This window comes from Chimaeribacter arupi (assembly GCF_002858805.1).
GTDB classification, from domain to species: Bacteria; Pseudomonadota; Gammaproteobacteria; order Enterobacterales; family Enterobacteriaceae; genus Chimaeribacter; species Chimaeribacter arupi.
Window position 1 is genome coordinate 111515 of the sequence record NZ_PJZI01000006.1, and the last position, 26785, is coordinate 138299.

The 26785-nt window shown below is 58.5% G+C and carries 30 protein-coding genes; 17 read left to right on the plus strand and 13 right to left on the minus strand.

Annotated features, from left to right (window positions below; translation table 11 throughout):
• Positions 1 to 296: 296 nt before the first annotated feature.
• From CYR52_RS05635 to CYR52_RS05650, 4 genes are all read left to right on the plus strand, one after another.
• Positions 297 to 1724, plus strand: a complete 1428-nt coding sequence (locus tag CYR52_RS05635; protein ID WP_175578989.1) for a sugar porter family MFS transporter — start codon at positions 297 to 299, stop codon at positions 1722 to 1724.
• 24 nt (positions 1725 to 1748) lie between these two features.
• The gene (locus CYR52_RS05640; RefSeq protein WP_101828151.1) at positions 1749 to 2774 is read left to right on the plus strand and encodes a Gfo/Idh/MocA family protein; all 1026 of its coding nucleotides are present in this window, start codon (positions 1749 to 1751) and stop codon (positions 2772 to 2774) included.
• Positions 2775 to 2848: 74 nt separating this feature from the next.
• Entirely contained in the window at positions 2849 to 3277 is a 429-nt protein-coding gene (locus tag CYR52_RS05645; protein ID WP_072929327.1) for a PTS mannitol transporter subunit IIA, read from the plus strand.
• A gap of 59 nt (positions 3278 to 3336) precedes the next feature.
• Positions 3337 to 4278 carry a sugar phosphate isomerase/epimerase family protein gene (locus tag CYR52_RS05650; protein WP_101828152.1) on the plus strand — a complete coding sequence of 314 codons (942 nt, stop codon included), beginning with the start codon at positions 3337 to 3339 and terminating at the stop codon, positions 4276 to 4278.
• Positions 4279 to 4363: 85 nt separating this feature from the next.
• On the opposite strand, the gene CYR52_RS05655 is transcribed toward CYR52_RS05650, so the two are convergent.
• On the minus strand, positions 4364 to 4792 hold the full coding sequence (locus CYR52_RS05655) for a GNAT family N-acetyltransferase (RefSeq protein ID WP_101828153.1): 429 nt from the start codon (positions 4790 to 4792) through the stop codon (positions 4364 to 4366).
• Positions 4793 to 4913: 121 nt separating this feature from the next.
• The gene (locus tag CYR52_RS22605) at positions 4914 to 5066 is read right to left on the minus strand and encodes a hypothetical protein (RefSeq protein ID WP_165698465.1); all 153 of its coding nucleotides are present in this window, start codon (positions 5064 to 5066) and stop codon (positions 4914 to 4916) included.
• A gap of 473 nt (positions 5067 to 5539) precedes the next feature.
• Between CYR52_RS22605 and CYR52_RS05660 the strand changes: the two genes are divergently transcribed.
• Positions 5540 to 5785 (plus strand): hypothetical protein, encoded by a 246-nt coding sequence (locus tag CYR52_RS05660; protein WP_072929321.1) that lies wholly within the window; start codon positions 5540 to 5542, stop codon positions 5783 to 5785.
• A gap of 76 nt (positions 5786 to 5861) precedes the next feature.
• On the opposite strand, the gene CYR52_RS05665 is transcribed toward CYR52_RS05660, so the two are convergent.
• From CYR52_RS05665 to CYR52_RS05680, 4 genes are all read right to left on the minus strand, one after another.
• On the minus strand, positions 5862 to 7031 hold the full coding sequence (locus CYR52_RS05665) for a dihydrodipicolinate synthase family protein (protein WP_101828154.1): 1170 nt from the start codon (positions 7029 to 7031) through the stop codon (positions 5862 to 5864).
• A gap of 25 nt (positions 7032 to 7056) precedes the next feature.
• Positions 7057 to 8295 (minus strand): MFS transporter, encoded by a 1239-nt coding sequence (locus CYR52_RS05670; RefSeq protein WP_101828155.1) that lies wholly within the window; start codon positions 8293 to 8295, stop codon positions 7057 to 7059.
• Positions 8296 to 8363: 68 nt separating this feature from the next.
• The gene (locus CYR52_RS05675) at positions 8364 to 9200 is read right to left on the minus strand and encodes a sugar phosphate isomerase/epimerase family protein (RefSeq protein WP_241522391.1); all 837 of its coding nucleotides are present in this window, start codon (positions 9198 to 9200) and stop codon (positions 8364 to 8366) included.
• Between the two features lie 4 nt (positions 9201 to 9204).
• Positions 9205 to 10356 carry a Gfo/Idh/MocA family protein gene (locus CYR52_RS05680; protein ID WP_101828156.1) on the minus strand — a complete coding sequence of 384 codons (1152 nt, stop codon included), beginning with the start codon at positions 10354 to 10356 and terminating at the stop codon, positions 9205 to 9207.
• Between the two features lie 270 nt (positions 10357 to 10626).
• Between CYR52_RS05680 and CYR52_RS05685 the strand changes: the two genes are divergently transcribed.
• Both CYR52_RS05685 and CYR52_RS05690 read left to right on the plus strand, forming a co-directional pair.
• Positions 10627 to 11262 carry a TetR/AcrR family transcriptional regulator gene (locus CYR52_RS05685; RefSeq protein ID WP_072929310.1) on the plus strand — a complete coding sequence of 212 codons (636 nt, stop codon included), beginning with the start codon at positions 10627 to 10629 and terminating at the stop codon, positions 11260 to 11262.
• A 22-nt stretch (positions 11263 to 11284) separates the two neighbouring features.
• Complete coding sequence (locus tag CYR52_RS05690; protein WP_101828157.1) at positions 11285 to 12220, plus strand: LysR family transcriptional regulator; 936 nt, start codon at positions 11285 to 11287, stop codon at positions 12218 to 12220.
• Positions 12221 to 12308: 88 nt separating this feature from the next.
• Here the strand turns inward: CYR52_RS05690 and CYR52_RS05695 are convergent, their stop codons facing one another.
• Together CYR52_RS05695 and CYR52_RS05700 are read right to left on the minus strand one after the other, a co-directional pair.
• Positions 12309 to 12635, minus strand: a complete 327-nt coding sequence (locus tag CYR52_RS05695; RefSeq protein ID WP_072929307.1) for a helix-turn-helix domain-containing protein — start codon at positions 12633 to 12635, stop codon at positions 12309 to 12311.
• Positions 12610 to 13017 (minus strand): type II toxin-antitoxin system RelE/ParE family toxin, encoded by a 408-nt coding sequence (locus CYR52_RS05700; RefSeq protein WP_101828158.1) that lies wholly within the window; start codon positions 13015 to 13017, stop codon positions 12610 to 12612. The genes CYR52_RS05695 and CYR52_RS05700 overlap by 26 nt, the downstream gene beginning before the upstream one ends.
• Before the next feature lie 318 nt (positions 13018 to 13335).
• Between CYR52_RS05700 and CYR52_RS05705 the strand changes: the two genes are divergently transcribed.
• Positions 13336 to 14082 carry a glucose 1-dehydrogenase gene (locus CYR52_RS05705; protein ID WP_101828159.1) on the plus strand — a complete coding sequence of 249 codons (747 nt, stop codon included), beginning with the start codon at positions 13336 to 13338 and terminating at the stop codon, positions 14080 to 14082.
• A gap of 31 nt (positions 14083 to 14113) precedes the next feature.
• Here the strand turns inward: CYR52_RS05705 and CYR52_RS05710 are convergent, their stop codons facing one another.
• On the minus strand, positions 14114 to 14998 hold the full coding sequence (locus tag CYR52_RS05710; protein ID WP_072929300.1) for a LysR family transcriptional regulator: 885 nt from the start codon (positions 14996 to 14998) through the stop codon (positions 14114 to 14116).
• 111 nt (positions 14999 to 15109) lie between these two features.
• Between CYR52_RS05710 and CYR52_RS05715 the strand changes: the two genes are divergently transcribed.
• The 4 genes from CYR52_RS05715 (at position 15110) to CYR52_RS05730 (ending at position 20325) form a co-directional block, all read left to right on the plus strand.
• Positions 15110 to 16615, plus strand: a complete 1506-nt coding sequence (locus CYR52_RS05715; RefSeq protein ID WP_101828160.1) for an MFS transporter — start codon at positions 15110 to 15112, stop codon at positions 16613 to 16615.
• Positions 16616 to 16878: 263 nt separating this feature from the next.
• Positions 16879 to 18030, plus strand: coding sequence for a porin (locus tag CYR52_RS05720; protein ID WP_072929296.1), 1152 nt, complete (start codon positions 16879 to 16881; stop codon positions 18028 to 18030).
• Between the two features lie 171 nt (positions 18031 to 18201).
• Positions 18202 to 19746, plus strand: coding sequence for a methyl-accepting chemotaxis protein (locus tag CYR52_RS05725; RefSeq protein ID WP_072929294.1), 1545 nt, complete (start codon positions 18202 to 18204; stop codon positions 19744 to 19746).
• A gap of 165 nt (positions 19747 to 19911) precedes the next feature.
• Positions 19912 to 20325 (plus strand): YybH family protein, encoded by a 414-nt coding sequence (locus CYR52_RS05730; protein WP_101828161.1) that lies wholly within the window; start codon positions 19912 to 19914, stop codon positions 20323 to 20325.
• Here CYR52_RS05730 and CYR52_RS05735 read toward each other — a convergent pair.
• Positions 20320 to 20742 carry a GNAT family N-acetyltransferase gene (locus CYR52_RS05735; RefSeq protein WP_072929290.1) on the minus strand — a complete coding sequence of 141 codons (423 nt, stop codon included), beginning with the start codon at positions 20740 to 20742 and terminating at the stop codon, positions 20320 to 20322. The genes CYR52_RS05730 and CYR52_RS05735 overlap by 6 nt on opposite strands.
• A gap of 169 nt (positions 20743 to 20911) precedes the next feature.
• Between CYR52_RS05735 and CYR52_RS05740 the strand changes: the two genes are divergently transcribed.
• Positions 20912 to 21640: a 2-phosphosulfolactate phosphatase gene (locus CYR52_RS05740; RefSeq protein WP_101828162.1), complete on the plus strand. Its 729-nt coding sequence runs from the start codon at positions 20912 to 20914 to the stop codon at positions 21638 to 21640.
• Positions 21641 to 21673: 33 nt separating this feature from the next.
• On the opposite strand, the gene CYR52_RS05745 is transcribed toward CYR52_RS05740, so the two are convergent.
• Positions 21674 to 22474: a glucose 1-dehydrogenase gene (locus CYR52_RS05745; RefSeq protein WP_072929286.1), complete on the minus strand. Its 801-nt coding sequence runs from the start codon at positions 22472 to 22474 to the stop codon at positions 21674 to 21676.
• Positions 22475 to 22728: 254 nt separating this feature from the next.
• Entirely contained in the window at positions 22729 to 23496 is a 768-nt protein-coding gene (locus tag CYR52_RS05750) for an SDR family NAD(P)-dependent oxidoreductase (protein ID WP_101828163.1), read from the minus strand.
• Between the two features lie 157 nt (positions 23497 to 23653).
• Here CYR52_RS05750 and CYR52_RS05755 point away from each other — a divergent pair, with 157 nt between their 5' ends.
• Complete coding sequence (locus tag CYR52_RS05755) at positions 23654 to 24556, plus strand: AraC family transcriptional regulator (protein ID WP_101828164.1); 903 nt, start codon at positions 23654 to 23656, stop codon at positions 24554 to 24556.
• A gap of 99 nt (positions 24557 to 24655) precedes the next feature.
• Positions 24656 to 24970 carry a quaternary ammonium compound efflux SMR transporter SugE gene (gene sugE / locus CYR52_RS05760; RefSeq protein WP_072929280.1) on the plus strand — a complete coding sequence of 105 codons (315 nt, stop codon included), beginning with the start codon at positions 24656 to 24658 and terminating at the stop codon, positions 24968 to 24970.
• Here the strand turns inward: sugE and CYR52_RS05765 are convergent.
• Positions 24967 to 25569, minus strand: coding sequence for a helix-turn-helix domain-containing protein (locus CYR52_RS05765; RefSeq protein WP_101828165.1), 603 nt, complete (start codon positions 25567 to 25569; stop codon positions 24967 to 24969). The genes sugE and CYR52_RS05765 overlap by 4 nt on opposite strands.
• Positions 25570 to 25612: 43 nt before the next feature.
• On the opposite strand from CYR52_RS05765, the gene CYR52_RS05770 reads away from it, so the two are divergent.
• Complete coding sequence (locus CYR52_RS05770) at positions 25613 to 26320, plus strand: B3/B4 domain-containing protein (protein ID WP_101828166.1); 708 nt, start codon at positions 25613 to 25615, stop codon at positions 26318 to 26320.
• Positions 26321 to 26472: 152 nt separating this feature from the next.
• The gene (locus CYR52_RS05775; protein WP_072929274.1) at positions 26473 to 26778 is read left to right on the plus strand and encodes a putative quinol monooxygenase; all 306 of its coding nucleotides are present in this window, start codon (positions 26473 to 26475) and stop codon (positions 26776 to 26778) included.
• Positions 26779 to 26785 lie beyond the last annotated feature (7 nt).

The following is a 26785-nucleotide window of genomic DNA, read 5'->3' on the forward strand; positions in this document are numbered from 1 at the left end:
ATTTCGATCTCAATGAGAATGGTTTTTTATTTTCAATTGGGGGTAATCTTGTTTCATCCATTGCCGGAGCCGAATAAAAACGGGATTAACCACAGATAAGCCAGACAGGCGTTTTCCCGCGCAAAAGGTTGGCCTGGATGTTAATGCATCACCTTAAGGGTGGGTTATTTATCATGAGATGAACAGTAGGGTATTGCTTTATTACCTTGTGAAAGGAAAAGCCCACAGGCGTCACCCTGGCCACATTTATCATGCCTATGCCGGTTAACACCTTAAAAACCAGATGGGGTAGTAACATGTATAATAAAACTGACCTGCTTAATAGAACCACCCTGAAAAACCCTGACCGAATGAAGTTTATTACGCTGGTGTCAACGATCGGCGGACTCTGCTTTGGCTATGATACCGGCGTAATATCCGGCGCGCTTATTTTCATGAAAGATGATCTGGGTCTGACGCCGGTTCAGGAAGGGTTCATTACCTCCTTTCTTTTATTTGGTGCGGCATTAGGTTCCTTATTTGGCGGCTATTTGTCTGATAAGCAGGGGCGTCGCAAGAACCTGCTGTGGGTCGCCGCTATCTTTATCTTTGGTGCCCTCGGCACGGCCTGCGCGTGGGATGTGCCCTCGATGATCGTGGCGCGCTTTGTACTGGGGCTGGCCGTAGGCTGTGCGTCAGTCACCGTCCCTATTTACATTTCCGAACTGGCCAGGCCTGAACAGCGCGAACGTCTGGTCACCGTCAATGAGCTGATGATCGTCACCGGCCAGTTTCTGGCCTATACGGTGAATGCCGCTATCGTCAATCTCTATCCTGAAATGTCCCATAACTGGCGGATTATGCTGGCAATCCCCGCGCTGCCCGGTGCGCTGTTATGGGTGGGTATGCTGATGATGCCGGAGTCACCCCGCTTCTTTATGCGGCACGGAGAAACGGAAAAAGCGGTGAAGGTTCTGGAAACGCTGCGCTCGCCCGGCGAAGTGCAGAAGGAAATCAAAGAGATTCAGAAAATCATCCAGATTGATTCCGTCAAGGTGAGTCTGTTTGACGAGCTTAAAAAACCCTGGGTGATCCAACTTATCCTGATCGGCCTGATGATTGTGTTGGCGACGCGTGTCACAGGGGTGAATACCATCATGTATTACGCGCCGACCGTACTGAAATCCACGGGCTTAGGCGATGCCGCCGCAGTCACCGGGGCGGTCGCTAACGGGGTGGTCTCTATTCTGGCCACGCTGATGGGTATGCTGTTAATCGGAAAGCACTCGCGCAGGAAAATGTTCTTTACCGGGCAGATCGGGGTAACCCTCAGCCTGATCCTGATTGGCGTTTCTTTTAAGGTCTTTTTCCATTCCGAAACACTAAACGGCATCGAAAGTGTGCACGCTAATTTCGCCGGGGCAAGTTATATCATTCTCGGGTTAATGCTGGTGTTCCTGGTGTTTATGCAGGGGTGGATCGCCCCGGTATTCTGGTTGATGCTGGCGGAGATATACCCTCTGCGTATGCGTGGCCTGGGCATGGGGATCGCCGTTTTCGGCCTGTGGATATTCGACTTTATTATTCAGTCTGTTTTCCCCATTCTGTTGAATCATTATGGCGGCGGTATGACCTTCGGGTTCTTTGCGGCAACAAACGTCATTATGCTTATTCTGCTGTTTAAATTTCTGCCCGAGACTCGTGGGCTTTCATTAGAACAAATTGAAAATAAATTCCGTTTCTGATCCATGATAATGAGGTAAATAACCATGTCGGTAAATATCGGATTAATTGGTTTAGGCATGATTGGCCGCGATCATTTGCAACGTTTCAAACAGGTCATCAACAATGCCAATGTCACTGCCATCTGCGATATCAACAGCGGTGTCGCCAATACGCTGGCGCAGGAATATAACGTCACCCCTTTTTATGATGCCATTGAGATGATCAATTCAGAGTTGGTTGATGCGGTATTTATCTGTTCCATCGGCCCGGTGCATAAAGAGCAAATCCTGGCGGCCATTAAAGCCGGGAAACCTGTCTTTTGTGAAAAACCGCTCACCCCCACCGCGATTGACGCCAGGGAAATTATTGAAGCCGAAGTCAGCTATGGTAAGCGGTTGCTGCAACTTGGCTTTATGCGACGTTTTGACCCAGGTTACCAGGCACTGAAACAGAGCATCGGGACGGGGGAGTTAGGCGAGATTTTACTGATGCATTGCGCGCACCGGAACCCGTCGGTGCCGGAAAGCTACACCCTTGAGATGGCAATAAACGACTCAGCGACCCATGAAATAGACATTATCCATTATCTGCTGAATGAAAATATTGTCTCTGTCCGGGTAGATAAGCCGCGCAAAAAAACCAGCCGGGCTTTAGGTCATTTGCAAGACCCGCTCATTGTTATTTTTGAAACCGAGTCGGGTGTCCGTATCGATGATGAGCTATTCGTTAACTGCCACTATGGGTATGACATCCGCTGTGAAGTGATCGGCGAAAATGCCATCGCGAGCCTGACAGAACAAGCCCTGACCGTTACCCGTTCAGCCAATGGGGTGGGGCGGCATATCGCTCAAAGTTGCATGGAACGCTTTGCCACCGCTTACGATCGCGAAGTACAGAATTTTGTTGATCGCGTAAAGAGCGGCAGCGGCATGACCGGCCCCTCGTCGTGGGATGGTTACCTGGTGGCGCTGGTGTGTGATGCCGGCATCGCCTCGCTGAACGATGGATTAAAACATGATGTCACCATCCCGGCGCGCCCGGCGTTATACCAGCCACTCTCAGAGAGTTAATCGTTTCACTCACGGAGCAGGGCAGGCACGTCGCGAGGGTTCGCCCGCGGCGTGGCATTGCACAGGAGCGGAATATGCTGAATTTGTCTGAAGAAAATATTTTTCTTAATTGCCGGGCACCGTCTAAAAAAGAAGCCATAAAAATCGCTGCTGACGCGCTCATTCAGAGCGGTTTTGCGAAAACGGGCTTTTTCGAGGCGATGATGGCACGTGAAAAGAGTGTATCGACCTATTTAGGGGCAGGCGTTGCATTACCTCACTGTGCGAAAGAGAACATCGATCTGGTCATTAAAACCGGCTTCCATCTATTCCAATTTCCTCAGGGCGTGAGCTGGGGAGCCGGGAAAGTCGCATTCGTGGTGGTGGCGGTCGCGGCGAAACATAACGAGCACCTTCAGGTGTTAGCGGATATCGCAGATTTATTGGGTGATGAATTAAAAACGACGCTCCTGGCGCAGGCAACCCGTAAAAAAGACTTTATTGAACAGTTTGAAAAACAGTGACGCCAGCGGCGTTACCCAGGCTGTTTAACAATGTAGACATGACTGATAAAGGATGACACATGAAACTTGCGATCTGTACTGATGTGCTGGCGAACTTATCGTTTCCTGACATGCTGGATAAAGTGAAAAGCTACGGCATTACCGGCGTAGAAATGACCGCCGGGGGCTGGTCGCCCTGTCCGCACGTGAAAACGGAAGAACTGCTGGCGTCACCTGAAAAACTCACCGCTTTCCGCCAGGAACTGCAAACGCGCGGGATGAACATTGTGGCGTTGAACTGTTCGGGTAACCCGCTCGCGCCGGGCGAGCTGGGGGAAAAACATACGCTGAGCAGCTATAAAACCGTAGAACTGGCCGGCAAACTGGGCGTGAAGAAAATCGTTATGATGAGCGGCCTGCCCGGCGGCGGCCCGGGGGACAGCGTCCCGAACTGGATCACTTCTACGGTCTCCTGGCCGGATTACATGCCGGGTGTTATCGATTACCAATGGCACGAGGTGGCGATCCCCTGGTGGAAAGCCTTCACGCAGCACGCCCGGCAGCACGGCGTTGAACAGATTGCGCTTGAAGCGTTCCCCAGCCAGTTGGTGTACAACGCCGGCACTTTGCTGCGGCTGCGCAACAGCGTTGATGAGATGATCGGGATGAACCTTGACCCTTCCCATCTTATCGTCATGGGCGCTGACCCGATTGCGGCAGCGCGCAAACTGGAGGGCGCGGTGTATCACGTGCATGGCAAGGATGCGCGCATTGAACGTGGCCTGGCGGAGATTGACGGGCTGCTGGAATACCAGCCGGTAACGAACACCAAAACGCGTACCTGGAACTATGTCGCCGTCGGCTGCGGCCAGGATTTGCAGTGGTGGAAGGAATTTTTCTCCGTGCTGCATATGACCGGTTATGACGGTGATGTCTCGCTGGAGATGGAGGATTTGACCATGAGCGTGGAGGCAGGGTTGCAGACGTCTATTGATGCCCTGAAGGCGAGCATCAGCCGCTGACGGTTTATCCTTCGCCACAGCCTGCAGACATCAGGCTGTGGCGGACAGGGTTTGTCTTATCATCTGGTGCAGTGCAGGCCCGTTTTCAGGGGGCAGCCAGCGGCTTAACAAACCGTTTCCTGACCTCGTGATAGCCATTGTCTTCATAGAATTTATGGGCGCGGGTCCGGCGTTCGCTGCTGGAGAGTTCTATCTGCGTGCACCCCTGCTGGCGCGACAGCCGTTCCGCCTCTGCCAGCAAGGCCTGGCCGAGGCCTTCACCCCGGCAGGCCTCATCAATGACCAGCGCAGAAATCACAGCCCAGCGCCCCTCTTCATGCACGGGTGTTATAAAATGGATAACCACCACACCGCGCACTACGCTTCCTGATTCCGCCACCAGAATGTCATCGCGCCCCTCGGCCTCCTTCAGACGGGCTTCAACGGTTTCCCGTTTCGTGTGATAGCCCAGCTGTAAGAACAGCGTCTGTAACCTCCCGATATCCTGTATCCCGGCTGATCGGATTAAAAACATGCCTGTCTCCCTGTCTGATTAAAACAGCTTGTTAAACACCCGCTGCGCCTCATGACACTCTCTGGCCCGTTGGCGAGGCAATCAACCGATGAGCGTGAACCTGAAACGCATCACCTTTTGCTTAACGGCCGGCGCGGCGATTCACATCGTTATCGGCAATTTTCTCCGCCAGGAAATCGATCAGCACCCGGCATTTCGGCGGCAGAAAACGGTTCGGGTGGTAGAGGATCCATGACATGCCGTAGTACGAGGTCTGGTAATCCCATTGCGGCAATACCTCGACGATCTGTTGGGCGGCCTGCTGATTGTCGGGGCGTTAGTATGGGCGACGCGCCCCCGCAGGGTGGCGGGGGCGGTGGTCAGTAATTGAGTGGCGGATTGGTGGGGAATTCAGAGAGATGACGTGCTCATAGTGTTACGCCGTTAAATAGCTGGCAGAGGAGGCAAAGAGGCACAATAAAAGGAAAGTACGGCCTTTGATATTAATTCGTCAGGGATGGGTGAAAAAATAATAGGGTATGTCTGTTTCTGGATCATTTAAAACTAATGCAATAGGGCATGAAATTATTGCCATTATGTAACTTTTTATTAGGGTGAGATAATTATCACACTTTGACAGGGTCAGCGCTGGTATTAACCCCCTGTTTGGCTGAATAAATTAATTTTCAGGCGGCGAGCAGGTGATGTCTGAATCACCATGTCATTTTAATGAGATTGTTATAATAACTTTTGGAAAAAGGATCTGCCATGAGTGCGGTAAAAGCAAAAATCACCTCAATGCACCTGTATTACTCAGGATTTAGCTATGGATGGGTTGATGAGAATGGCGTCCAAAAATGGTCAACGCTGTCATTCTCTTCCGATCCGTCACCGGCTGATCAAGCGTTATATGCGACGCTCCCGCCTATGATTTCTGCTGCGTATCAAACCCAGCAGTGGGTAATGATTGATGATTATGGCTGTGATATCGCGTTTGATCTCGCCATACAATAATGTGTGTGCCGATATAAGTGTCTGATGCGGGCTGTCATCAATTACCTGATGACAGCCCGATGTGGTTTTTAATGGGCTACATCCCGTGCAGCCTGCCCAGCAGCCCCATTCGCTCCGCGGCCAGGTCAGGGTTCACCAGCAACCCGGCCTCATCTGCGAGGCGGAACAGCGCGCTGTAGTGCGCCAGGCTGCGGGCGCTCTGCATACCAGCCAGCATCGTGAAGTGGTTCTGATGCCCGTTCAGCCAGGCGAGGAAGACTATCCCGGCTTTGTAATACTGGGTGGGCGCGGCGAACATATGGCGGGCCAGCGGCAGCGTCGGCGCGAGGATCTGCTGGTAGGTCTCCCGGTCGCCCTGCGCCAGCGCGTGCAACGCCCCGGCCGCCGCCGGGGCAATCGCGTCCAGAACCCCCAACAGCGCGTGGGAGTAGCCCCGGCTGTCCCCGGCGATCAATTCGGGGTAGTTGAAATCGTCACCGGTATACATTTTTACCCGGCCGGGCAGGCGGCGGCGCATCGCGATCTCGCGATCTTTATCCAGCAGCGAAATCTTGATGCCGTCGATGCGAGCCTCATGGCGTTCAATCACCGACAGGCAAATCTCCATCGCGTCGTTGAGCCTGTCGGTGCCCCAGTAGCCGTGCAGCGCCGGGTCGAACATGTCACCGAGCCAGTGCAAAATCACCGGCTCCCGCACCTGCCGCAGGATGGCGTCATAGACCTGAAGGTAATCCTCTGGCCCCCTGGCGATGGCCGCCAGCGCCCGGCTGGCCATCAGGATAATGCGCCCGCCGCAGGCTTCAATCGCTGCTACCTGCTGCTCATAGGCGTCAATCACCGCCGTCAGGGTCAGCCCGGTGAAGCCGGTCAGGTGATCGGTGCCTGCGCCGCAGGCGATGGCCACCCCCGGAAAATCTTTCGCCTGGGCCACGCTGCGCTGGATCAGCAACAGGCTGGTGGGCCAGTCCAGCCCCATGCCGCGCTGGGCGGTATCCATCGCTTCCGCCACGCCGAAACCCAGTGACATCAGGTGGCGGCGATAGGCCAGCGTGGCCTCCCAGTCGAGCGCCATATCGCGCGTCGGGTGCTGCATCTGCCGTGGGTCTGCGACCACATGGGCGGCGGCAAACACCTCACGGTTGAAGCGGGGCTGGGGCGGCACCTGCCAGCGCGGCGCGCCCTTGACGTCGTAACGGTAAACGTGGCCCTGGCTGTCCAGTAAATGCACGTGATTGCTGAGGGTCATGACAGGCTCCTTGGGGATCTGCGGGTTAATGCCGGGCCAGATGCGCACGCGGGTCACGCTCTGCCGGGTGCGGGGTGGCCACGGGCAATTTACGCACGCCGAACAGCACCAGGCTGCTGACCAGGATAACCAGCGCCGCCGCCAGCCAGACCGGTTGCAGGGTGTAATGCTGGGCGAAATAGCCGGCGATAATCGGGGAGATGCCGCCCGCTGCCATGCCCATGTTCATCACAAAGCCGATGGCCGAGCCGCGCAGCGAGGGCGGCACCAGCTCAGCGGTGATGGACAGCACAATCGGCGTGATGGGGTAACCCAGGAACCCCAGCAGCATCACCAGCATAATCACCACCGGCACCGACAGCGTCAGCACCATCGCGGCCATTAACAGCGCGCTGACCACGGTAATTGCCATCAGAATGGTGCGGCGGCGCAGGAAATCACCTTTGTCGCAGTAGCGGCCGAGCAGGAAACCGCCGAGTGCGCCGGTCAGCCCCAGCAGGCTGGCTATCGTCCCGGCGGTGCCGATCGTCAGGTTTTTCACCTGCATCAGGTAGCTCGGCGCCCACAGCAGCACAATCCACCAGCCCGCCAGCAGCACAAAGTAATAGAGCGCCATCATCATCACCGGCGCATGGCGGAACAGCGTGCGCAACGGCACTTTCTCCGCCGCCTGCCGGGCGATCAGGTCAGCGGGTTTGCGGTCATTTTTCACCAGCACCGCATACAGCAGCGCCACCACAATCCCCAGCGCCCCGGCGACGTAGAACACCACCCGCCAGCCAAACACCGGGCCGAGCACCGCACCCATCCAGGTGCCGAGGAAGCCGCCAATCGGGTAGCCCATCCAGTAAAGGGACATCACCGTGGTGCGCTGTTTCTCGCTGGTGACGTTCGCCACCTCCAGCGAGGCGGCCGGCCAGAAAATCCCTTCGCCGATGCCGGTCATTACCCGGTAGAAGATCAGGCTGGTCAGGCTGCCTGCAAACCCGGTAAACAGGGTCGCCAGCGAGAACATCATCAACCCGAGGATCAGCACCGGTTTGCCGCTGAGTTTGTCGGCGATGATGCCAGCCGCAAACAGGAACAGAATAAAACCAAAGAAGAAAGAGGAGAGCAGGATGCCGCTTTCGCCTTTGCCGAGGCCAAATTCCGTGGCAATCAGCCCAATCGCCGACGACACCGTCATGCGATCAACCGAATACATCATGTAGCCCAGTCCGCACAGGACGGTAACCAGAACCATTTTCCGGGTATCGGTAGTCATATTTTCCTCGCCATGCCTGTTGACCGACGAAAACCGCTGTTCAGCGCTGTCAGAGACTCATTGGAATATTAACCGTGCTGCAAATGCCGCATTTTGCAGGTGCGTAACACCTCATCAGGATCTTTCTCCCACCAGGTGAGGCGGGAAAAAATCTCCACTTCGTGATAGCCGCGGTAGCCCTGCGCCTCCACCGCCTGCCGGAAACCGCGGATATCAATCACCCCGTCGCCCATCATGCCGCGGTCTTCCAGCATGTCCTGCGTGGGGTTAAGCCAGTCACAGATATGGAACGCCAGCAGCCTATGAGGCCCGGCGCGGGCAATTTCGCGGTGGAAATCGGCGTCCCACCAGGTGTGGTAGAGGTCAACCGCGATGCCCAGCCCGTTATCGCCCAGTTCATCACAGAGATCGTTGGCCTGTTTCAGGCTGTTGACGCAGGCGCGGTCGGCGGCATACATCGGGTGCAGCGGCTCAATCGCCAGCGGCATCCCACGCGGCCGGGCGTAGTCCAGCAGCGCGCCCAGCCCGTCGCGTACCTGTTGGCGTGCACCGGCCAGATCTTTTGAGCCGCCGGGCAGCCCGCCGACCACCAGCACCAGGCAGGACGCGCCGAGGGTCAGCGCCTCCTCCACGGCGCGGTAGTTGTCCTCCAGGGCTTTCCGGCGTGCCTCCGGGCCGGCGGCCGGGAACATGCCGCCGCGGCAGTAGCCGGTCACCGCCAGGTTATGCAGGCGGATCAGCCGGGCGGTTTCCTGCAACCCGAGCGCGGCGACCTGATCGCGCCACGGCGAGATACCGCGGATGTCATGGCGCGCGCAGCCTTCAATGATCTGGCGCAGATCCCACTGGCGGCGCACCGTGGCGGTATTCAAAGAGAGTTTGTGAGGATCGGGTGTCTGCATCATCTTCTTATCCCTCCAGTGCGGGCACATCGACCCAGCGGCGCTCTTGCCAGCTTTTCAGCGCCAGATCCACCAGTTGCAGGCCCTTCGCCCCTTCCAGCAGGCCCCAGCGGTAATCCCCCTCGCCCCAAACATGGCGCAAAAAGAGTTCCCACTGCACCTTGAAGGCGTTGTCATACACCTGGGTGTCCGGCACGGTGGCCCAGTCGTTGAAGAAGTTGTGAGTCTGGCGCACATCCGGGTTCCAGACCGGTTTCGGGGTATTGACCGCCGCCTGGGTGTAGCAGTCGGTCAGCCCGGCGACGGCCGACCCGTTGACGCCATCCACCTGGAAGGTCACCAGATCGTCACGCCGCACGCGCACGCACCAGGAGCTGTTGATCTGCACGATCGCGCCGTTATGCAGTTCAAAGGTGGCGTACACCGCATCATCCGCCGTGGCCTGATAGGGTTTTTGCTGTTCATCCCAGCGCGTCGGGATATGCGTTGCGCCGATGCAGCTCAGGCTTTTGATCTCGCCAAACAGGTTGTCGATGACATAGCGCCAGTGGCAGATCATGTCGAGGATGATGCCGCCGCCCTCTTCGCTGCGGTAGTTCCAGGAGGGGCGCTGGGTCGGTTGCAGGTTGCCCTCAAACACCCAGTAGCCGAATTCACCGCGCACCGACAGCACCTTGCCGAAGAAGCCCGCCTCATTCAGCAGGCGCAGCTTTTGCAGGCCGGGCAACCAGAGTTTGTCCTGCACCACGCCGTGGCAGACCCCTTTTTCGCGCGCGGCGCGGTAGAGATCGAGCGCGTCTTCCAGCCCCAGCGCGACCGGTTTTTCGCTGTAAACGTGTTTGCCCAGGGCGATCGCTTTTTTCAGCAGGGCGGGGCGCGCCTGGGTGGTGGCCGCATCAAAGAAGAGGATGTCATCAGGGTTGGCCAGCGCCTCATCGACGTTGGTGCCCCAGCGGGCAATGCCGTGCGCCTGCGCCAGTGCGGCGATTTTCTCTTCATTGCGGCCAATCAGAATCGGGTCGGGCATCAGGCGATCGCCGTTTGCCAGCAGCACGCCGCCCTGTTCACGGATTTGCACGATCGACCGGATCAGGTGCTGGTTTTTGCCCATCCGTCCGGTTACGCCATGCATGATGATGCCAACGGGGATCTGCGCCATTCATTCACCTCGGGGTAGAAGATGTCAGGCCACTGCGCGGGGTGTGATGCAGGCGTCATCACGCTGTGTTCGCCCGTGCCGGCGGCGGGGGATACGCCATACTCATTCAACCAACCGGTTGACAACCACACTATAGAAGCTGGCAAACCGCGCCGTGGTGATCCGTTTCACATAACCAACCAGTTGGTTGAAAAAGAGCGCAGGCTTGTTTTAGCGGGGAAATAGGGCACTATAATGCTGAAACCTGTCGAGAAGAGTGAGGGAAACGGAGTGGTTATCAGGCGCGTTACGGAGAAACATGATGCGGCAGACAAGCAGCAGCGCATCCTTCAGGCGGCCCGCGCGGAGTTTGCCGAGAAAGGGTTTGACGGCGCGCGGGTTGACAGCATCGCCGCCAGGGCCTGCGCCAATAAGCAGCTGATCTATTACTATTTCACCAATAAAGATGTGCTGTTTACCCATGTGCTGGAAGCGGCTTACCGCGACATCCGCGAACAGGAGGCGGCGCTCTCACTGGAGGCATTGCCCGCCAACGAGGCGATTTTGATGCTGGTGGAGTTCACCTGGCACTATTACCTGAAAAACCCGGAGTTTATCCGCCTGCTCAACAGTGAAAACCAGCTGAAAGCACGCCACCTCAAAACCTCCGGGGTGGCGGTGGAGGTAAACCAAAGCTGGATCAGCATCACCGAGGCGCTGCTGGCGCGCGGCCGGGCTGAAGGCACGGTACGGAGCGGCATCGACGTGATGCAACTCAACATCAACATTTCCGCCCTCGGCTTCTTCTACCTGATTAACCAGTCCACGCTGTCGATTCTCTACCAGAAAGATCTCAGCGAAAAAGCTGCGCTGGATGAACGGCTGCGGGTGATGAAAGAGTGCATCGCCGCCTGGATCGCGCCATGAGCCTGGTCAGCAAGGAGAACGTATGATCCGGCTTGACGATGTGGCGCTGTTTGTCCGGTCTGCCGCGCTCGGCAGCTTTTCCCGCGCGGCCCGTGAAGGGGATCTGCTGCCGGGGCAGGTCAGTGCCGCGGTGCAGCGGCTGGAGCGTGATCTGGATAAGCGCTTGTTTGTGCGCTCCACGCGCAGCCTGCGGCTGACGGCCGAAGGCGAAACCTATTTGCCCTATGCCCAGGAGTTGCTGGCACTGGTGCAGGCGGGCGCAGAGAGCCTGCAAGGCAATGAGGAGGCGTTGCAGGGCGAGCTTAAAGTCGCGCTGCCTTCTGATATCGGCCGCAATATCCTGTTGCCGGTAATGACGGCCTTTTTCAAGGCGCACCCCGGCCTCTCCCTGCGGCTGTCGCTGTCTGACCAGCGCAGTGATATGTTCCGCGATCCGGTGGATGTGGCTGTCCGCTACGGCGCGCTGGACAACAGCCGCTACGTTGCGCTGCCGCTGGCGGCGGATAACCGGCGGGTGCTGGCTGCCTCACCGGGTTACCTGCAACAGCATGGCGAGCCGCAACAGTTGGATGACATTCCCCGCCACGCCTGCCTGCTCTACACCCTGAACGGCCAGGCGTATGACAAATGGCTGTTTCCGGGGCAGGGCGCGCCGCGCCAGCTGACGGTGAACAGCCGGATGCTGTGTGACGATGCCGACATCGCCCGCCGCTGGGCGGTGGATGGCATGGGGATTGTCTATAAATCCTGGATTGATCTCAGTGATGACGTGCTGGCCGGGCGTTTAAAGGTGCTGCTGCCGGACCACCCCGGCGAAATCACGCCGCTGCACCTGATCTGCCCGCACCGCAAGCAGTTCTCCCCCGCCATACGGCAACTGCACCAATGCCTCAGCGATCACCTGAAAGGGATTATGGCGCAGATGCCCGCACCTGCCCTGCCGGACTATAGGGGGTAATCGCGTTTTTAATGCGAACAGGGAAAAGAAACGAGATAACTGTTTTAGAAAGGAAAAGCCCCGTAAAGGGGCTTTTTGTTCTGTCCGGTTATTGTGCAAAAACGCTGAGGCCTTTGCGGCGGAGAATGTCCAGCATTCGCAGGGCTGCGCCATTGGGCTTTTTCTCACCACGCTCCCACTTTGAAACGCTCTCAACAGACATATTCAAGGTATAAGCCAGCATGGACTGGCTAATATGAAGCTGGTCACGCAACGCACGGATTGCTGTGCCGTCCATTTCTTCCGGCTTGGGCATTTTTTCACGCAATTGCTGCGCTTTTAAGCGGGAACCAATAAATTCAACGGTTTCATCAGAGACAGTGCCTGACTTGTTGAATGCTTGCGCCATTTCATGTAGTTGTTTCAGTCTGCTCATGACATTTAACCTCTCTCAATCTCTTTTCAGCAATATCTTTGCTGATACTTTCATCAGACGCTGCCAACAAATCCCGCGCTAAGCGCCGGTAGACTTCCAGCTCATCATCCGGGATTTCCTTTGTTCCATCATCTGGCACGTCCGCTTTTGTCCATCCATCTATAAAGAACAAATGGCTTTCATGGTGAAAAGCAATAACTGTACGTGCGCCGCCCCGCTTACCGCTATTGCCAAGGGGAATACGTTTTTTATAAACATGCCCACCCAATTGGGCATCCACCAATCCATTTTTAATTTCACCTGCAATCTCGCACAGGATTTCATCTTTAATTTTTTGTTTTTTTAAGCTCTTATCAAAGAGAAAGGTCGTATAAATTTTCATCTTTAATTCCCTGTTATTATTATCACTTTCCCTTACATTTGACGCTGATTACTGCTCAAAATATAGTACTTAGTACGGTATTTTTCAATGGTCCATTTCACTTTTTAAAAGGCTGGAAAACAGGAAATAAGCTGGGATCGGGATAATGTTGTGATCCCGCCCTGCCCACATACCGTGCTCAGGTGAAAAATTGACCACCTGAGCGCTGTTTATTACGCTCATAGTATTGCCACAGGCCCATATTCAATGGGTTGCCGCTGAACGCGGCGCGATGTTCATTCCACCCTAAACAGAAATAACCACACAGACGAGGTCGTTATGGCGAAGCTGGAAGGAAAAGTGGCACTGGTTACCGGCGCATCAAAAGGCATCGGGGCTGCGATCGCGAAAGCGCTGGCGGCACAGGGGGCGGCCGTGGCGGTGGCCTATGCCAACAGCCGGGACGCGGCAGACGCAGTGGTGGCTTCGATCCACGCCGCCGGCGGGAAGGCGGTGGCGGTGGGCGGCGATGTCTCCCAGGCGGCGGCCGCCGCCGCATTGGTCGATGCCACGATCGACGCGTTTGGGCACCTCGACATTCTGGTGAACAATTCGGGGGTCTACGCCTTCGCGCCGATTGAAGAGATTACCGAAGAGGATTTCCATTACCAGTTCAACATCAACGTGCTGGGGGTGCTGCTGGTGACGCAGGCGGCGGTGCCGCATCTGAAAGAAGGGGCCAGCATCATTAATATTGGCTCCGGCACCACGGAGCTGACGCCGCCGATGACGGCCGTCTACAGCGGCACCAAGGGCGCGCTGGATGCCATCACCGGCGTGCTGGCGCGTGAACTGGGGCCGCGCGGCATCCGGGTGAACTCGCTTAACCCCGGTTACACCGAAACTGAGGGCACCCACACCGCAGGGATCACCGGTTCCGACATGGAAAAAAACCTGGTGACGCTGACCCCGCTCGGCCGCGGCGGGAAGCCGGAAGATATCGCGGATATCGCCGTGTTCCTGGCCTCGGATGATGCCCGCTGGCTGACCGGCGAGCGGCTGGTAGCCTCCGGCGGGTTGCGCTGACAATATCGCCCCCGTGCCGCACGGCAGGGGGTTATTGCCAGTGTTCAGACAGAAAATCGATGAAACAGCGAATGCGGGGGGAAAGGTACCGGCTGGCCGGCCACAATGCCGAAAAGTGGCTCCGGCGGTCGCAATAGCCCGGCAGAATCTGGATCAGTTGCCCTTGCTTCAATGCCTCCCTGACAACGAAATCCGGCACATAACAGATGCCCAGCCCAGACAGGGCGGCCCCCACCATGGCTTCAATATTGTTCAGCGTCAGCAGGGAGAGGGCGCTGAACTCGCCGGTGACGCGGTACGCGTTCAGATCCCATGCCTGGATCAGACCGGTGGAGGGAAAGCGGAACAGAATGCATTTGTGTGAGGGTAAATCGTGCGGGGTGCGGGGTTCCCCATACGCCTGAAGGTATGCGGGGCTGGCACAAAGCACAAAACGGAAATGCCCCAGCGTTTTTGCCGTGAGCCGTGAATCACCGATCTCCCCACTGCGGATGGCCACATCGAACCCTTCATCAATCACATTGACCAGCCGGTCGCTGAAATCCAGATCCAGGTCAATCCCTGGGTAACGCTGCGTAAACGCCGGCAGCAGCGGCAGCATCAAGCGATAGCCGATCACCGGAAATGAGACCCTGAGGGTGCCGGTGGGGTGGCTCACGGCGGTGGTGAGTTCCGCTTCAGCCTCACGCAACTGCTCAAGGATAGACTGGCAGCGAGCCAGGAGCGTCGCCCCTTCCGCCGTCAGGCTGACGCTGCGGGTGCTGCGGTTAAAGAGCCGCACGCCGAGTTTTTTCTCAAGCCTCGCCACATTTTTCCCAACCGCAGAGGCTGAAATGCCTAATGTCCGCGCAGCCTGAACAAAGCTGAGCGTTTCTGCGGTGCGGACAAAGGAAGTCAGTGAAGTGAAGCTGTCCATGGATTATAAACTTTTTGTCTTTAAAGAAGGGATCCCCAGTCTATTTATCCCGCCTGACCTCTGCAATAGCATGGCCGCTATCTGCTCCCTTTTTCAGGCAAAGGCACCCCCATGATACGATTTCGCTTTTCTTCCCCGCACATTGCCGCCGCCCCGGTATTTTTAGCGGCAATGCTGTTACCGCTGAGCTTTACCGGTGGGGTGGTCACGACCCCTGCAATCGGCCATGAACTGGGAGGAAGCCCCGCTTCTCTGGCGTGGCTGACCAATGGGTTTATGCTGACGTTCGGCAGTTTCCTGCTGGCGGCCGGTGTGGCGGCCGATCTCACCGGCAGAAAACGGGTGCTGATCGGCGGGCTGGCCCTGTTTACCCTGAGCTGCCTGCTGATTTATCCGGCGGGCAGCACCCCCGTGGCCGGTGCGCTCAGGGCGGTGCAGGGTATGGCGGCCGCCATGACCTTGGCCGGCGGCAGTGCGGCACTGGCCCGGCTGTATGACGGCCCCGCCCGGGCCCAGGCGTTCAGTCTGCTCGGCACCCTGTTCGGGGCGGGGCTGGCCTTCGGGCCGCTGGTCACCGGCACCATCACCGATCTGTCTGGCTGGCGCGGGGTATACCTGATGCTGGCGCTGCTGTCAGGAATCGCTTTGCTGACCGGGGCGCTTTTTCTGCCGGGTTCGGCAAAACCGCCCCGGCAAAAAACCGACATCGCCGGGATTGTCCTGTTTAGTACGGCCCTGATCCTGTTCACCCTGGGGATCATGCTTATCCCGGATCAGGGGCTTTTCTCCCCTGGTGTGATCGGCGTGTTTACCGCGTTTATGCTATTTACCGCAGGGTTTGTTATACGCTGCCAACGCGCAGAGCATCCTGTGTTTGAGCTTTCCCTTTTACGCCATCCACGTTTTGCCGGGGTGTTGCTGCTGCCGGTGGCCACCTGCTACTGCTACGTGGTGCTGCTGATTATTCTTCCCCTGCGTTTCATGGGCGGTGAGGCCTTCAGTGAAACAAAAAGTGCGCTCTTTCTGCTGGCGCTGACGGGGCCGATGCTGGTCTTGCCTTCATTGGCTGCGTTTCTGACCCGGTGGCATACGCCCGGCATTATTTCTGTCATCGGGTTGGGGGTCTCCACGGCGGGGCTGCTGTTGCTGAGCCAGGTCATGCAAAGCGATAACAGCGCCATGCTTATTCTGGCGATGTTTATCACCGGTGCAGGCGCGGCGCTGCCCTGGGGGCTGATGGATGGGCTGGCCGTCTCTGCCGTGCCTGTTGAGAAGGCCGGCATGGCTGCGGGGTTATTTAATACGGTGCGGGTCGCGGGGGAGGGCATTGCGCTGGCCGTCGTCATGGCATTTCTGGCGATGGTTAATCAGCGGGAGCTGATGGGGGACGTCACCGGCTATCCGCCGGGGGCCATCAAACACGCGGCCACCTGGCTGGGCGGCGGCAATGTTGAACAGGCTGCCCGGCTGCTGCCGGCGGTGCCCCGGCAGGTACTGATGGCCACGTATAACCACGCCTATAGCCTGCTGTTTTATGGCCTGTCGGTGATTACTTTGCTCTCTGCGTGGGGCGTGTGGAAGACTGTGATCCAGCAGAAAGAGCAACCCATGATGTAACAATCAGCCCCCGGCATCACCCAGCCGCCGGCTGGCAGAAAAATTTGCGTTAGTGAAAAATAGTCACGCAGTGTGCACAACTTAAGCCAAATATGACAATAAATGAGCATCTTTGTGTGAAAGTAATTCCAAATACATATTTAGTTAACTTTTAAATCATCAAAACATCCAGTTCAGCCTTAGTAGATCGATTTACTGTCACAATTCTCACGGTATTATCTGCCCGCAAAACACAGAGCAATTTTAAACAGGGCTATATCATAATGTTAACAACTAAGCGCAAACTCTCCCTGGCCGTTGGCCTGGGGCTGTTAATGGGCAGTACTTCTTTTGTGACGCACGCTGAAGTCACCTTAATCAAACAAGACCCACAGGCCGGTGACCCATTAAGCCGCCTGAACTTCACCGTGGGCGGCAGCATCCGTCCGCAATTCAATAACATGACCGGCGGCGGCGATAACGGCTCCTACAAGCGTAACGGCTTTGACGGCGGCACCCGTTTCCGTTTCCTGGCAGATTACTATCTGTTTGATGATGTCAGCTGGGTCGGTTATTACGAACTGGGCGTGAACATCCCTAAACTGTTCGACTGGGAAAACCACTACGCTGACAACGCGCATGACACCAGCCGCCGTATGCTTTACACCGGTTTCCAGAGCAAAACCTGGGGTAAACTCACCTTTGGTCAGCAAAACAGCGTTTATTACGATGTGGTCGGCTCTAAGACCGATATCTGGGACTATGACATGCTGGCCCAGGCACCGGGCAACGGCATCAACGGTGACTACGACGGCTCCTACCGTTCACGCCAGATGCTGAAATACAAAAACACCTTCGGCAGCACCGATGTGTATGCTTCCTACCTGTTTGAAGATGACGAATACCTGCCGGGCAACGGCCTGCGCTACAAGCGCAAAGGCGGCGGCTCACTGGGGGCGGAATACCACTTCACCAAAGACCTGAGCTGGGGCGCGGCCTGGAACTACACCCGTGCCGACATGCGTGACCACGGCACCGGCGAGTCGAAAACTTACGACCAGAACATCTACGGCACCTCCCTGAGCTGGAAACCGGACAACTGGACCTTCGTGTTCGGCGGCGGTTACTACCAGAACTTCCTGACCACCAAACAGGTGGACGTGGACAACTACTTCGCCGGTGATGCCTGGGGTATCGAATACCTGGCGGGTTACACCTTCCCGGTGGCGCAGTACGGGCTGAAGTCTGTGATGCCGTACGCGATGGGTGACCGTCTGGAGTACGTGAACGGCCGTGATTACCAGCGAATCGACAACGGCGTGGGGATCACCTTCCAGCTCGACTACGGCTTCCGCGTGGATTACGAGCACGTCTTCACGTCCAGCACCGACAACCTCGGCGACATGAACGTGGTGCGCCTGCGTTACGACTTCTGATGCCTGTTCCCCGGTGCCTGCCGGGGAATACCAAAAGCGCGCGCCCTGCGCGCTTTTTTTGAGCAATGCCGACTTCCCCGCAGTTTCTTAACCCGATCAGCAAAATCGTCTGTAGCTTTTTCACGCCGGGCCGATATTAACCTCGATCATTAATCACACCGGTAAATCACCATGAAAATCTCAACACGCCTTGCGGCTGGATTCGGCCTGTTGGCCCTGCTGCTGGTGCTCTGCGCCGGGGTAGCTGTCAACGCCCTGAACCACGCCCAGGACGGCATGAACGACGTGGTTAACGTCAAAATGAAAAAGTACAAACTGGCGCTGGATATGCGGGACAGCGTGCGGGACATCTCGATTGCCGTGCGTAACCTGGCGCTGCTGACCGACCCGAAAGAGATGGCGCCGGAATGGGAACGGGTGCAGACCCAGAAGCGCCTGTTTATCAAAAACCGGGAGGAGATGGCCCGGATGATGGAAATTGACTCCGTGCCCGCCGGGCGCGAAGCCTTCCGCAAGATCCTGGAAGCCGAAGGCCCGGCGATGGCCGGCTTTGAGAAAGCGGGGCAGCTTGGGCTGCAAAACCTGCAGGAGGAAACCACCACCTACCTGATGAACGTCTCCCGACCGGCGCAGCGGACGCTGCAAAATGCGCTTAACGCCATGACGGAAGTCCAGCTGAAAAACGCCCAGCGTGCCGTGGCAGAGAGCAGTGATGAGAGCCGCCAGGCCAGTCTCTTCCTGGCGGTGATGGCCGTGGTCTCGTTACTGCTGGCTGCCGGTGTCGGGTACATGACCGTGCGGGTGCTGACGCGCCAGCTGGGCGGTGAACCGGCGCAGGCACAGGCGCTGGCCGCCGCGATTGCCGACGGCGACCTGACCTCCACCGTCGTGCTGCGCCCCGGTGACAGCAGCAGTATGCTGGCTTCGCTGGCCCTGATGCAGACCCGGCTGGGTGAGATTGTGTCGCAGATTAAAGAGACCTCCGCCTCAGTGGCGCTGGCCTCAGATGAAATCGCCCGCGGGAACACCGAGCTTTCTGCCCGTACCGAGCAGCAGGCCGCCGCCTTGCAGGAGACGGCCGCCAGCATGGAGCAGCTCACCGCGACGGTGAAAAGCAATACTGCCGGTGCCACCCACACCGCCGGTGCCGCGCGTGAAACCGCCTCCCTGGCGAGCCACGGCGAGGAGAGTGTGCGCAAGATGACCCAGACGATGGCGGACATCTCCCTCAGCGCCGCGAAAGTGCAGGACATCACCAGCACTATCGAGGGCATCGCCTTCCAGACCAACATCCTGGCGCTGAACGCCGCGGTGGAAGCGGCCCGTGCCGGTGAGCAGGGCCGCGGCTTTGCGGTGGTGGCAGGCGAGGTACGCACGCTGGCACAACGCAGCGCCACTGCCGCCCGTGACATCAAAGGGCTGATTGAGGAGGCCACCGTGCTGGTGCAGGAGGGGGTGAACGTCGCTGACGGCACCGCCACCAGCATCATGAACGTGGTAGGCCGGGTGAACGAGCTGGCCGACTCGATGGATGAGATCGCGCTGGCGTCGAACGAGCAGATGCAGGGCATCTCTCAGGTCAACGTGGCGGTCAGCCAGATGGACGGCGTCACGCAGAGCAACGCCACGCTGGTGGAAGAGTCCACAACGGCCTCCCAGTCCCTGGCGGAGCAGGTGCACGCCCTGCGCGGCATGGTGGAGACCTTCCGCGTATAAAGCGACTTTCTGCGTATCAATCAAAAAGCGGTGGCGATCCCACCGCTTTTTTTATTTCCCCGCTTTGCCCCTTTTACGATCGCCTCACTAAAACGCACCCCATGCTGGCATTCACGCGCTGAATAGGGTAGTCATTACTGGCACCAGCAACGAAGGGAGAGAGCGATGCATTCACATCCGATACGGCAGATCATCGAAGCCTGTGACCAGGCGATCTCTGCGAAAGCGTTTGATGCGCTGATGGCGCACTACGCAGAAGACGCCGCGCTGGTGGTGAAGCCGGGCATGGTCGTACGGGGGAAAGAGAACATCCGGAACGCGTTTATCGCTATCTCAGACTACTTTCAGGGGCAGCTGGTGGTGGAACAGGGCGGGATGCAGGTCATTGAGGGCGCAGACAATGCCCTGGTGATTATGGAAACCCTGCTGCGCTTTCCGGACGGGCAGGGCGGCACGGTGGAAACCACCCGGCGTGCGACCTACGTCTTCCGGCAGGAGCATGACGGCCGCTGGCTATGCACAATCGATAACTCCTACGGGACATCCCTGCTGGACGCTGCGCCGGGCGGCGCGTTATAGCAATTCCGGCTTGGTCAGGTAGTGCCGCTGGATGCCCGGTTCAGGGAAATCGGGCAAAGACATCTGCAGCAGATAACCCTGTTTCACATAGAAGGGCAGGGCCTGAAAGCTGAAGGTATCCACCAGCGCATGGCGGCACCCTGTGCGCACGCCTTCCTGTTCCGCCAGCGCGACCAGCTGACTGCCCAGGCCGGTGCCTCTGAGGTGTTCGCTCACCCAGAGGTAATCGATACAGAGCCAGACCCCTTTTCTTGACGCAATCAGGCCGCCCGTCATGTCACCGGCGTCATTCCTGGCATAAACACCAAATTGCCCCCAATCGCGGGTGTCAATGAATTGGCGGTTGTAGCCCCGTAGCCCGCTAAAAAGTGCTTCCCTGTCGGTGTCTGTGACCTCAGGGACGACGGTCAGTTTCATGCTTTATGCCTTTTTCTGAGAGTAATGATTTAATATCAAAGCGTTAAGCAGGTTTGTCAATGTGCCGGGCAGGGATAACCGGGGTTATCCGGCACACTTAGGTTACAAGGCATCCCGGCTTGAGGTTGAACATAGCGCCAACATCTCCACTTAATGCGGAAAAAATGTCATGACATGGTTCAGTCAGCAGGGGTTTGAGGTGCGTCTGGAGTGGGGCTTACCGGCGGTGGAGTATCTCGCCGGTGAGGCGGACTGCGCGGTGGTCGTGGATGTGATGTCATTTTCAACCTGCGTCAGCCTGGCGGTGGATAACGGTGCCCGGATTTACCCTTACCCGTGGAAAGACGCTTCTGCGCGGGAGTATGGGCTGAAGATCGGGGTGAATACCGCCGGCGTTGACCGGCGGTTCAGCGGCAAAGGGTATAGCCTGTCACCGGCGTCGATCCGCTCGATAAGCGCCGGTGAGCGCCTGATCCTCCCTTCTCCGAATGGGTCGGCCATTTCATTCAGGGCAAGGGACAAGGGGATCGCGGTGTTCAGCGGCTGCTTCAGGAACCTCGTTGCGACGGCGGAGGCCTGCGGCCACTATAAACGCATCCTGCTGATCCCGTGCGGGGAGCGCTGGCCGGACGGCAGCCTGCGCCCCTCGGTGGAGGACTACGTGGCCGCCGGCGGCATTATTACCGCATTGGGGCGCGAACAGACCTCGCCGGAAGCGCAGGCGGCGGCAGTAGCTTACCAGCATTACCGGAAACAGGGGCCTGCCCTGTTGCAGGCGTGTGCATCCGCTGCCGAGCTTCGGCAACGGGGCTTTGAAGAGGATGTCGCGCTGTGCCTGGAACTGGATGCAGGCAAACACGCGTGCCGCCTGCACGGGGATTTTTATACAGCTGCTTAAAGCAGCCATTTCCCTTTATTGCCTGTGCTTTCCTCAGCCGTTATCCCGGAAGGCCGGGTAAAGGCTCATGCCGCCATCCACAAACAGGGTGGTGCCGTGCACATAATCTGACAGATCGCTCGCCAGCCAGACCACCGCATTCGCCACATCCTCCGGCGCGCCGACGCGGCCGTAAGGGATCAGCTCCAGCACTTTCTCCCCGGCCTCGCCTTGCAGCGTCTCTTCATTGATCGCTGTTTTGATCGCGCCGGGGGCGACGGCGTTCACCCGGATGTGCTCCTCGCCCACTTCCTGCGCGATGCTTCTCATCAGCAAATCAATGCCGCCTTTCGACGCGGCATAATTGACATGCCCCGCCCAGGGGATCACCTGATGCACTGAGCTCATGTGGATGATTTTCCCCCTGGCACGGCTCAGCGCAGCATTGGCCTCCTGTCGGCGGAACTGGCGCAGCGCGGCGCGCGCGCAGAGAAATTGCCCGGTCAGGTTGACGTCAATCACCTTATTCCAGTCCGCCAGCGTCATCTCACCGACAGGCGCATCTTTTTGCAGCCCGGAGTTGGCCACCAGAATATCCAGCCTGCCGAAGGCATTAATCGTCTGGTCAAAGAGCGCCTCCACGTCCGCCTCGCGGGAGACGTCGCCCCCTACGGCGATGGCCTGCCCACCGCGCTCGCGAAGGCGGGCAGCCAGTGACTCTGCGGGTTCCTGCTGGCTGTGGTAGTTAATCACCACCGCCGCCCCGGCCTGTGCCAACGCCTCAGCGCAGGCGTAACCCAGGCCGGAACTGGCCCCGGTGACTAACGCCACCTGTTTTTCAAGTGATACGATCATGTACGCTCCTTCCGGTTTCAGGTTCTGCTGACCCTCGCTTTTCAGGCCACCTGTTTATGATAGTGGGCTTCGTTAACCTTACGCGCTGAAATGGCGTAAATCTGGCTGCCTGCCGCCGCGAAATGGTTGCTTAGCCTATTATTAATTACAACATACTTTAGCCTACTCATTATTCCACTTTAGCAATAGCGTCATCAGCAGGTACAAAGCCAGGCACGGCCACAAAGCAGCCTGGCCGTGCCTTTTTGCCGGGATTATAAAAACATACCGCCGGATGCCTCGATGCGCTGGGCATTGACCCAGCGGCCTGCCTCAGAGAGCAGGGCGGCGATCAGCGGCCCGATGTCCTCCGGCACGCCCGCCCGGCCCAGCGCGGTGGCCCCGGCCACAAACGCGTTAACCTCCGGGTTGTCGCGTACCCGCCCGTTGCTGAAATCGGTCTGGATTGCGCCCGGTGCCACCGTGTTTACTGTGATGCGCCTCGGCCCCAGCTCTTGCGCCTGATAACGCGTCAACACCTCAAGTGCGCCTTTCAACGCGGCATAGGGGCCGCTTTGCGGCACGCAGAAACGCGTCAGGCCGCTGGAAATGTTCACAATCCGCCCGCCGTCGTTGAGAAGCGGCAGCAGGGTTTGCGTCAGGAAAAACACGCCTTTGAAATTCACTGCAAACAGCCGGTCCAGCGCCTGTTCCGTGGTCTGTGCCAGCGTAGAGTGGTGCGCAATACCGGCATTGTTCACCAGATAATCAAGGCGATCCGCGCCCCAGCCGGTAAGCGCCTGTTGCACCGAGACGGCAAACGCGCCGAAGGTGTCACAGGCCCCGGTGTCCAGCGGCAGGGCGAGGGCGTCGGCACCCGCCTGCCGGGCGGCGTCAATGACGTGGCGCGCCTCATCATACCGGGTGTGGTAGGTGAAAAGGCTCGATACGCCACGGGCAGCCAGCGCCAGTACGGTGCTGCGGCCGAGGCCCCGGCTGCCGCCGGTGACCAGTGCGATAGGGGAATGGGGGGTTGTGTGCATGATTGTTCTCCGAATCAGGGGGAAGGCTTACTCTATGCCCGGCTGCCGGGCGGCGTAATACCTGAACCTGCCTGGTTCTTGCCTGATCCTGCCCGGCGTGGTACTTCCTGTCAGGACAGCGCAACAGGCGTTTTATGGCACCGCAACAGGAGTGAGAATGCAGGCACTGGATGAGTTACGGGCAAGGGTGTGCAAACAGATTGCCCGGCTGGGCGGCGCCAGCCCGTTTTATACCGCCGTTGAGGGGATGATCATGTTGCAGGCAAAAACCGAACGGCACCCCACGCACCTGATCCACAAACCGGCGCTGTGCATAGTGGTGCAGGGGGAAAAGTGGACGGCGTTTGGTGAGCGGAAACTGACGTACCGCGCCGGGCAGGCGATGGTGGTGAGCCTGGAGATGCCGGGCATGAGCCAGGTGGTGGAGGGCGATGCCGGAACGCCCTATTTAAGCCTGGTGCTGACGCTGGATCAGGCCATCATGCGCGAGGTCTGTGAAACCCTGCCTGCGCTGCCCCCGCCACCGCAAGACACCGGTGCCTTTGTGGTCGATCTTGATGCGCCGCTGCTGGCGTGCGCGGCCCGCGCGGTGAGCCTGCTGGAGACCCCCGACGCCATACCGCTGCTTTATCCGGGCATCATGCGGGAGATCGGTTACTGGCTGCTGACCGGGCCGCAGGGCGGCATGCTGGCGCAGCGGATCACCGGCACCGGGATGCAGCGCCGGATGGCCGGGGTGCTGCACGCCCTGCGGGCGCAGTTTAGCGAGCCGGTACGCATCAACGATTTGGCGGCCATCGCCGGCCTCAGCCCGTCGGCGTTCCATCGCCATTTCCGCGCGCTGACCGGGATGACCCCGCTGAACTTCCAGAAACAGCTCCGCCTGATGGAAGCGCGGCGGCTGATGATGGCCGGCAATATCTCCGCCGAATCCGCCGCTTTTTCAGTGGGCTACGCCAGCGCGTCACAATTCAGCCGCGAGTATGCCCGCCTGTTTGGCGCGCCGCCCCGGCGTGATATCGCCCGCCTCTTATCAGCCAACGGGCATGAAACCCGCTGAAAAAATGATTATAGTGATCGCCTGCATCCGAGCCGGGGACGACCCCGGTTTCCTGTCTTTCACGTCCGGGACGGCCCGGCGCTTACAGAGGGCGCCGTTATGGCCTGGATTCTGTTAATCATTGCGGGATTGTTTGAAGTCGTCTGGTCGTTTGCCATGAAGCAGTCACACGGCTTTACCCGGCTCGGCCCGTCCGTGGTTACGCTGGTGGCAATGCTGATCAGCTTCGCCTTGCTGGCCATTGCCATGAGATCGCTGCCGCTCGGCACCGCGTACACCCTGTGGACGGGGATTGGTGCGGTGGGCGCGTTTGTGGCGGGCCTGCTGTTTCTGGGGGAACCGGCCAGCCCGATGCGCATTGCGGCAGCGGTGCTGATTATCGCCGGTCTGGTGATGATGAAACTCTCAAGCTAGGCGTGCAGTTCCGTCACGCTCAGCGTGAACACCAGCGGCTCATCGCCGTGGTTGGCGTACTGGTGCGGCAGGTCAGTTTTGGCCACTGCGGCGTTGCCGGCCGCGATGGTCAGCGGCGTGTCGCCTACCTGGAACGCCAGCACGCCTTGCTCAACGTGGAACAGCTCTACCGTGCCGGGCGGGTGGCCGGGCGAGGAGAAAACCTCGCCGGGGAACAGCTCCCAGCGCCATAGCTCGATCATGTCCGGCCCCTGGGTGCCCGCCAGCAACCGCGCCGAGCCGCCCGCCGGGCCGCGCCACAGCACCGGCATCTCCTCTTGGGTGATCAGGTGCGCGACGGGGGTATCCGCCACGTTGACGATGTCCGCCACCGACAGCCCCAGGGCCGCGGCGATCTTACACAGAATGGCGATGCTGGGGTTGGCGGTGCCTTTTTCGATCTCCACCAGCATGCCTTTACTGACGCCGGCGCGGCGCGACAGCTCATCCAGCGAGAGTTTCCGGCCGGTGCGGCAGGTTTTTATCCGGCGGGAAACCGCCTCGCTGACCTGCTGGACATCAGCGCCCGGCCCGGTCGGTTTATTGACTTTTTTGGTCATCGGTCATTATCATGTAATAAATTAGTCACTACAGGATTATCCGATGTTTACCGTTAAGCCGTCAATCGATCCCGCACTCGCTGCCATTGCGCCCGGCTTCCGCGCCCTGAGCATTACGGTGGAGGCCGCGCCGCTGCGGCATCCGGAGGTGGCAGACGCCGCCCTGGCCGATGCGTGCCGCGCTGTCACCGCCGGGGAAGCCCCCTGGGCAGAGGCCCACCTCGCCGCCTGGGCGGAGGTGTTTAAACGCTTTGGTGCCAAACCGAAACGCACGCCCTGTTCTGCCGAGGCACTGCGCAAGCGCGTCGCGCGCGACGGCAACGTGCCGGGCATCGACCCGGTGGTGGATCTCTATAACGCGGTGAGCATCCGTTTTGCCATCCCGGTCGGCGGTGAGAATATTGCGGCTTACCACGGCGCACCGCGCCTGACGCTGGCTGACGGCACGGAGCTGTTTGATACCGTGAAAGAGGGCGAACCGGCGCACGAGTCCCCGGAGCCGGGGGAAGTTATCTGGCGGGATGACACCGGCGTGACCTGCCGCCGCTGGAACTGGCGGCAGGGCGTGCGGACCCGCCTGGACGCCAACGCAACGCAGATGTGGTTTATCCTGGAAAGCCTGCCGGAGATGCCGCTGGAGGCGCTGAACGCCGCCGGTGAGATGCTGGTCACCGGGCTGCAACAGATGATGCCCGGCGCGGTTATCGGGAAACAGCTGATCGGGTTCACACAGCCGGATGCCGGCCACTAAAAAGTGACAGCGTCACGCTTGGGGCGTCATAAGCCCGGCAGGCGAAATACGTCCGGCAAGCTCAATAAGATAAGCGCCGGCCGCCGGATGCTGCTTTACTGTATGGGCATTGTTATTGATTTTGGTCATATTGTTAACCAGAGGAGAACCCCATGACAGTCCCCGTCGTTGCCATTTTTGAAGTGAACGTAGGTGCAGAAGAGACGGTAGAAGCGCTGTTCCGTGGCGTGATTGAGACCACGCTGACGGAAGAAGGGTGCATCAGCTATCAGTTAAACCGTGACGCAGAAAACCCGCGCCGTTTTGTGTGGACGGAAGAGTGGGCCAGCCGCGAGCTGCTGCAAAAACACATTGAAGCACCGCACATTGCTGCCCTGTTTGAGGCGCTGCCGCAATACCTGACCAGTTCTGAAGTCATCGCGCTGACCCCGATTGCGGGCGGCAAAGCGCAGGGCTGACAGGTCA

Bases quoted from the DNA above. Each gene is read 5' to 3' on its own strand.
- CYR52_RS05710 (WP_072929300.1), bottom strand. From the start codon at position 14,998: ATGGACAGCTTCACTTCACTGACTTCCTTTGTCCGCACCGCAGAAACG.
- CYR52_RS05715 (WP_101828160.1), top strand. From the start codon at position 15,110: ATGATACGATTTCGCTTTTCTTCCCCGCACATTGCCGCCGCCCCGGTA.
- CYR52_RS05660 (WP_072929321.1), top strand. From the start codon at position 5,540: ATGAGTGCGGTAAAAGCAAAAATCACCTCAATGCACCTGTATTACTCA.
- CYR52_RS05725 (WP_072929294.1), top strand. From the start codon at position 18,202: ATGAAAATCTCAACACGCCTTGCGGCTGGATTCGGCCTGTTGGCCCTG.
- CYR52_RS05740 (WP_101828162.1), top strand. From the start codon at position 20,912: ATGACATGGTTCAGTCAGCAGGGGTTTGAGGTGCGTCTGGAGTGGGGC.
- CYR52_RS05665 (WP_101828154.1), bottom strand. From the start codon at position 7,031: ATGACCCTCAGCAATCACGTGCATTTACTGGACAGCCAGGGCCACGTT.
- CYR52_RS05690 (WP_101828157.1), top strand. From the start codon at position 11,285: ATGATCCGGCTTGACGATGTGGCGCTGTTTGTCCGGTCTGCCGCGCTC.
- CYR52_RS05635 (WP_175578989.1), top strand. From the start codon at position 297: ATGTATAATAAAACTGACCTGCTTAATAGAACCACCCTGAAAAACCCT.
- CYR52_RS05640 (WP_101828151.1), top strand. From the start codon at position 1,749: ATGTCGGTAAATATCGGATTAATTGGTTTAGGCATGATTGGCCGCGAT.
- CYR52_RS05720 (WP_072929296.1), top strand. From the start codon at position 16,879: ATGTTAACAACTAAGCGCAAACTCTCCCTGGCCGTTGGCCTGGGGCTG.
- CYR52_RS05670 (WP_101828155.1), bottom strand. From the start codon at position 8,295: ATGACTACCGATACCCGGAAAATGGTTCTGGTTACCGTCCTGTGCGGA.
- sugE (WP_072929280.1), top strand. From the start codon at position 24,656: ATGGCCTGGATTCTGTTAATCATTGCGGGATTGTTTGAAGTCGTCTGG.
- CYR52_RS05680 (WP_101828156.1), bottom strand. From the start codon at position 10,356: ATGGCGCAGATCCCCGTTGGCATCATCATGCATGGCGTAACCGGACGG.
- CYR52_RS05770 (WP_101828166.1), top strand. From the start codon at position 25,613: ATGTTTACCGTTAAGCCGTCAATCGATCCCGCACTCGCTGCCATTGCG.
- CYR52_RS05705 (WP_101828159.1), top strand. From the start codon at position 13,336: ATGGCGAAGCTGGAAGGAAAAGTGGCACTGGTTACCGGCGCATCAAAA.
- CYR52_RS05750 (WP_101828163.1), bottom strand. From the start codon at position 23,496: ATGCACACAACCCCCCATTCCCCTATCGCACTGGTCACCGGCGGCAGC.
- CYR52_RS05765 (WP_101828165.1), bottom strand. From the start codon at position 25,569: ATGACCAAAAAAGTCAATAAACCGACCGGGCCGGGCGCTGATGTCCAG.
- CYR52_RS05695 (WP_072929307.1), bottom strand. From the start codon at position 12,635: ATGAGCAGACTGAAACAACTACATGAAATGGCGCAAGCATTCAACAAG.
- CYR52_RS05700 (WP_101828158.1), bottom strand. From the start codon at position 13,017: ATGAAAATTTATACGACCTTTCTCTTTGATAAGAGCTTAAAAAAACAA.
- CYR52_RS05675 (WP_241522391.1), bottom strand. From the start codon at position 9,200: ATGATGCAGACACCCGATCCTCACAAACTCTCTTTGAATACCGCCACG.
- CYR52_RS05745 (WP_072929286.1), bottom strand. From the start codon at position 22,474: ATGATCGTATCACTTGAAAAACAGGTGGCGTTAGTCACCGGGGCCAGT.
- CYR52_RS05655 (WP_101828153.1), bottom strand. From the start codon at position 4,792: ATGTTTTTAATCCGATCAGCCGGGATACAGGATATCGGGAGGTTACAG.
- CYR52_RS05775 (WP_072929274.1), top strand. From the start codon at position 26,473: ATGACAGTCCCCGTCGTTGCCATTTTTGAAGTGAACGTAGGTGCAGAA.
- CYR52_RS05645 (WP_072929327.1), top strand. From the start codon at position 2,849: ATGCTGAATTTGTCTGAAGAAAATATTTTTCTTAATTGCCGGGCACCG.
- CYR52_RS05735 (WP_072929290.1), bottom strand. From the start codon at position 20,742: ATGAAACTGACCGTCGTCCCTGAGGTCACAGACACCGACAGGGAAGCA.
- CYR52_RS05650 (WP_101828152.1), top strand. From the start codon at position 3,337: ATGAAACTTGCGATCTGTACTGATGTGCTGGCGAACTTATCGTTTCCT.
- CYR52_RS05755 (WP_101828164.1), top strand. From the start codon at position 23,654: ATGCAGGCACTGGATGAGTTACGGGCAAGGGTGTGCAAACAGATTGCC.
- CYR52_RS05730 (WP_101828161.1), top strand. From the start codon at position 19,912: ATGCATTCACATCCGATACGGCAGATCATCGAAGCCTGTGACCAGGCG.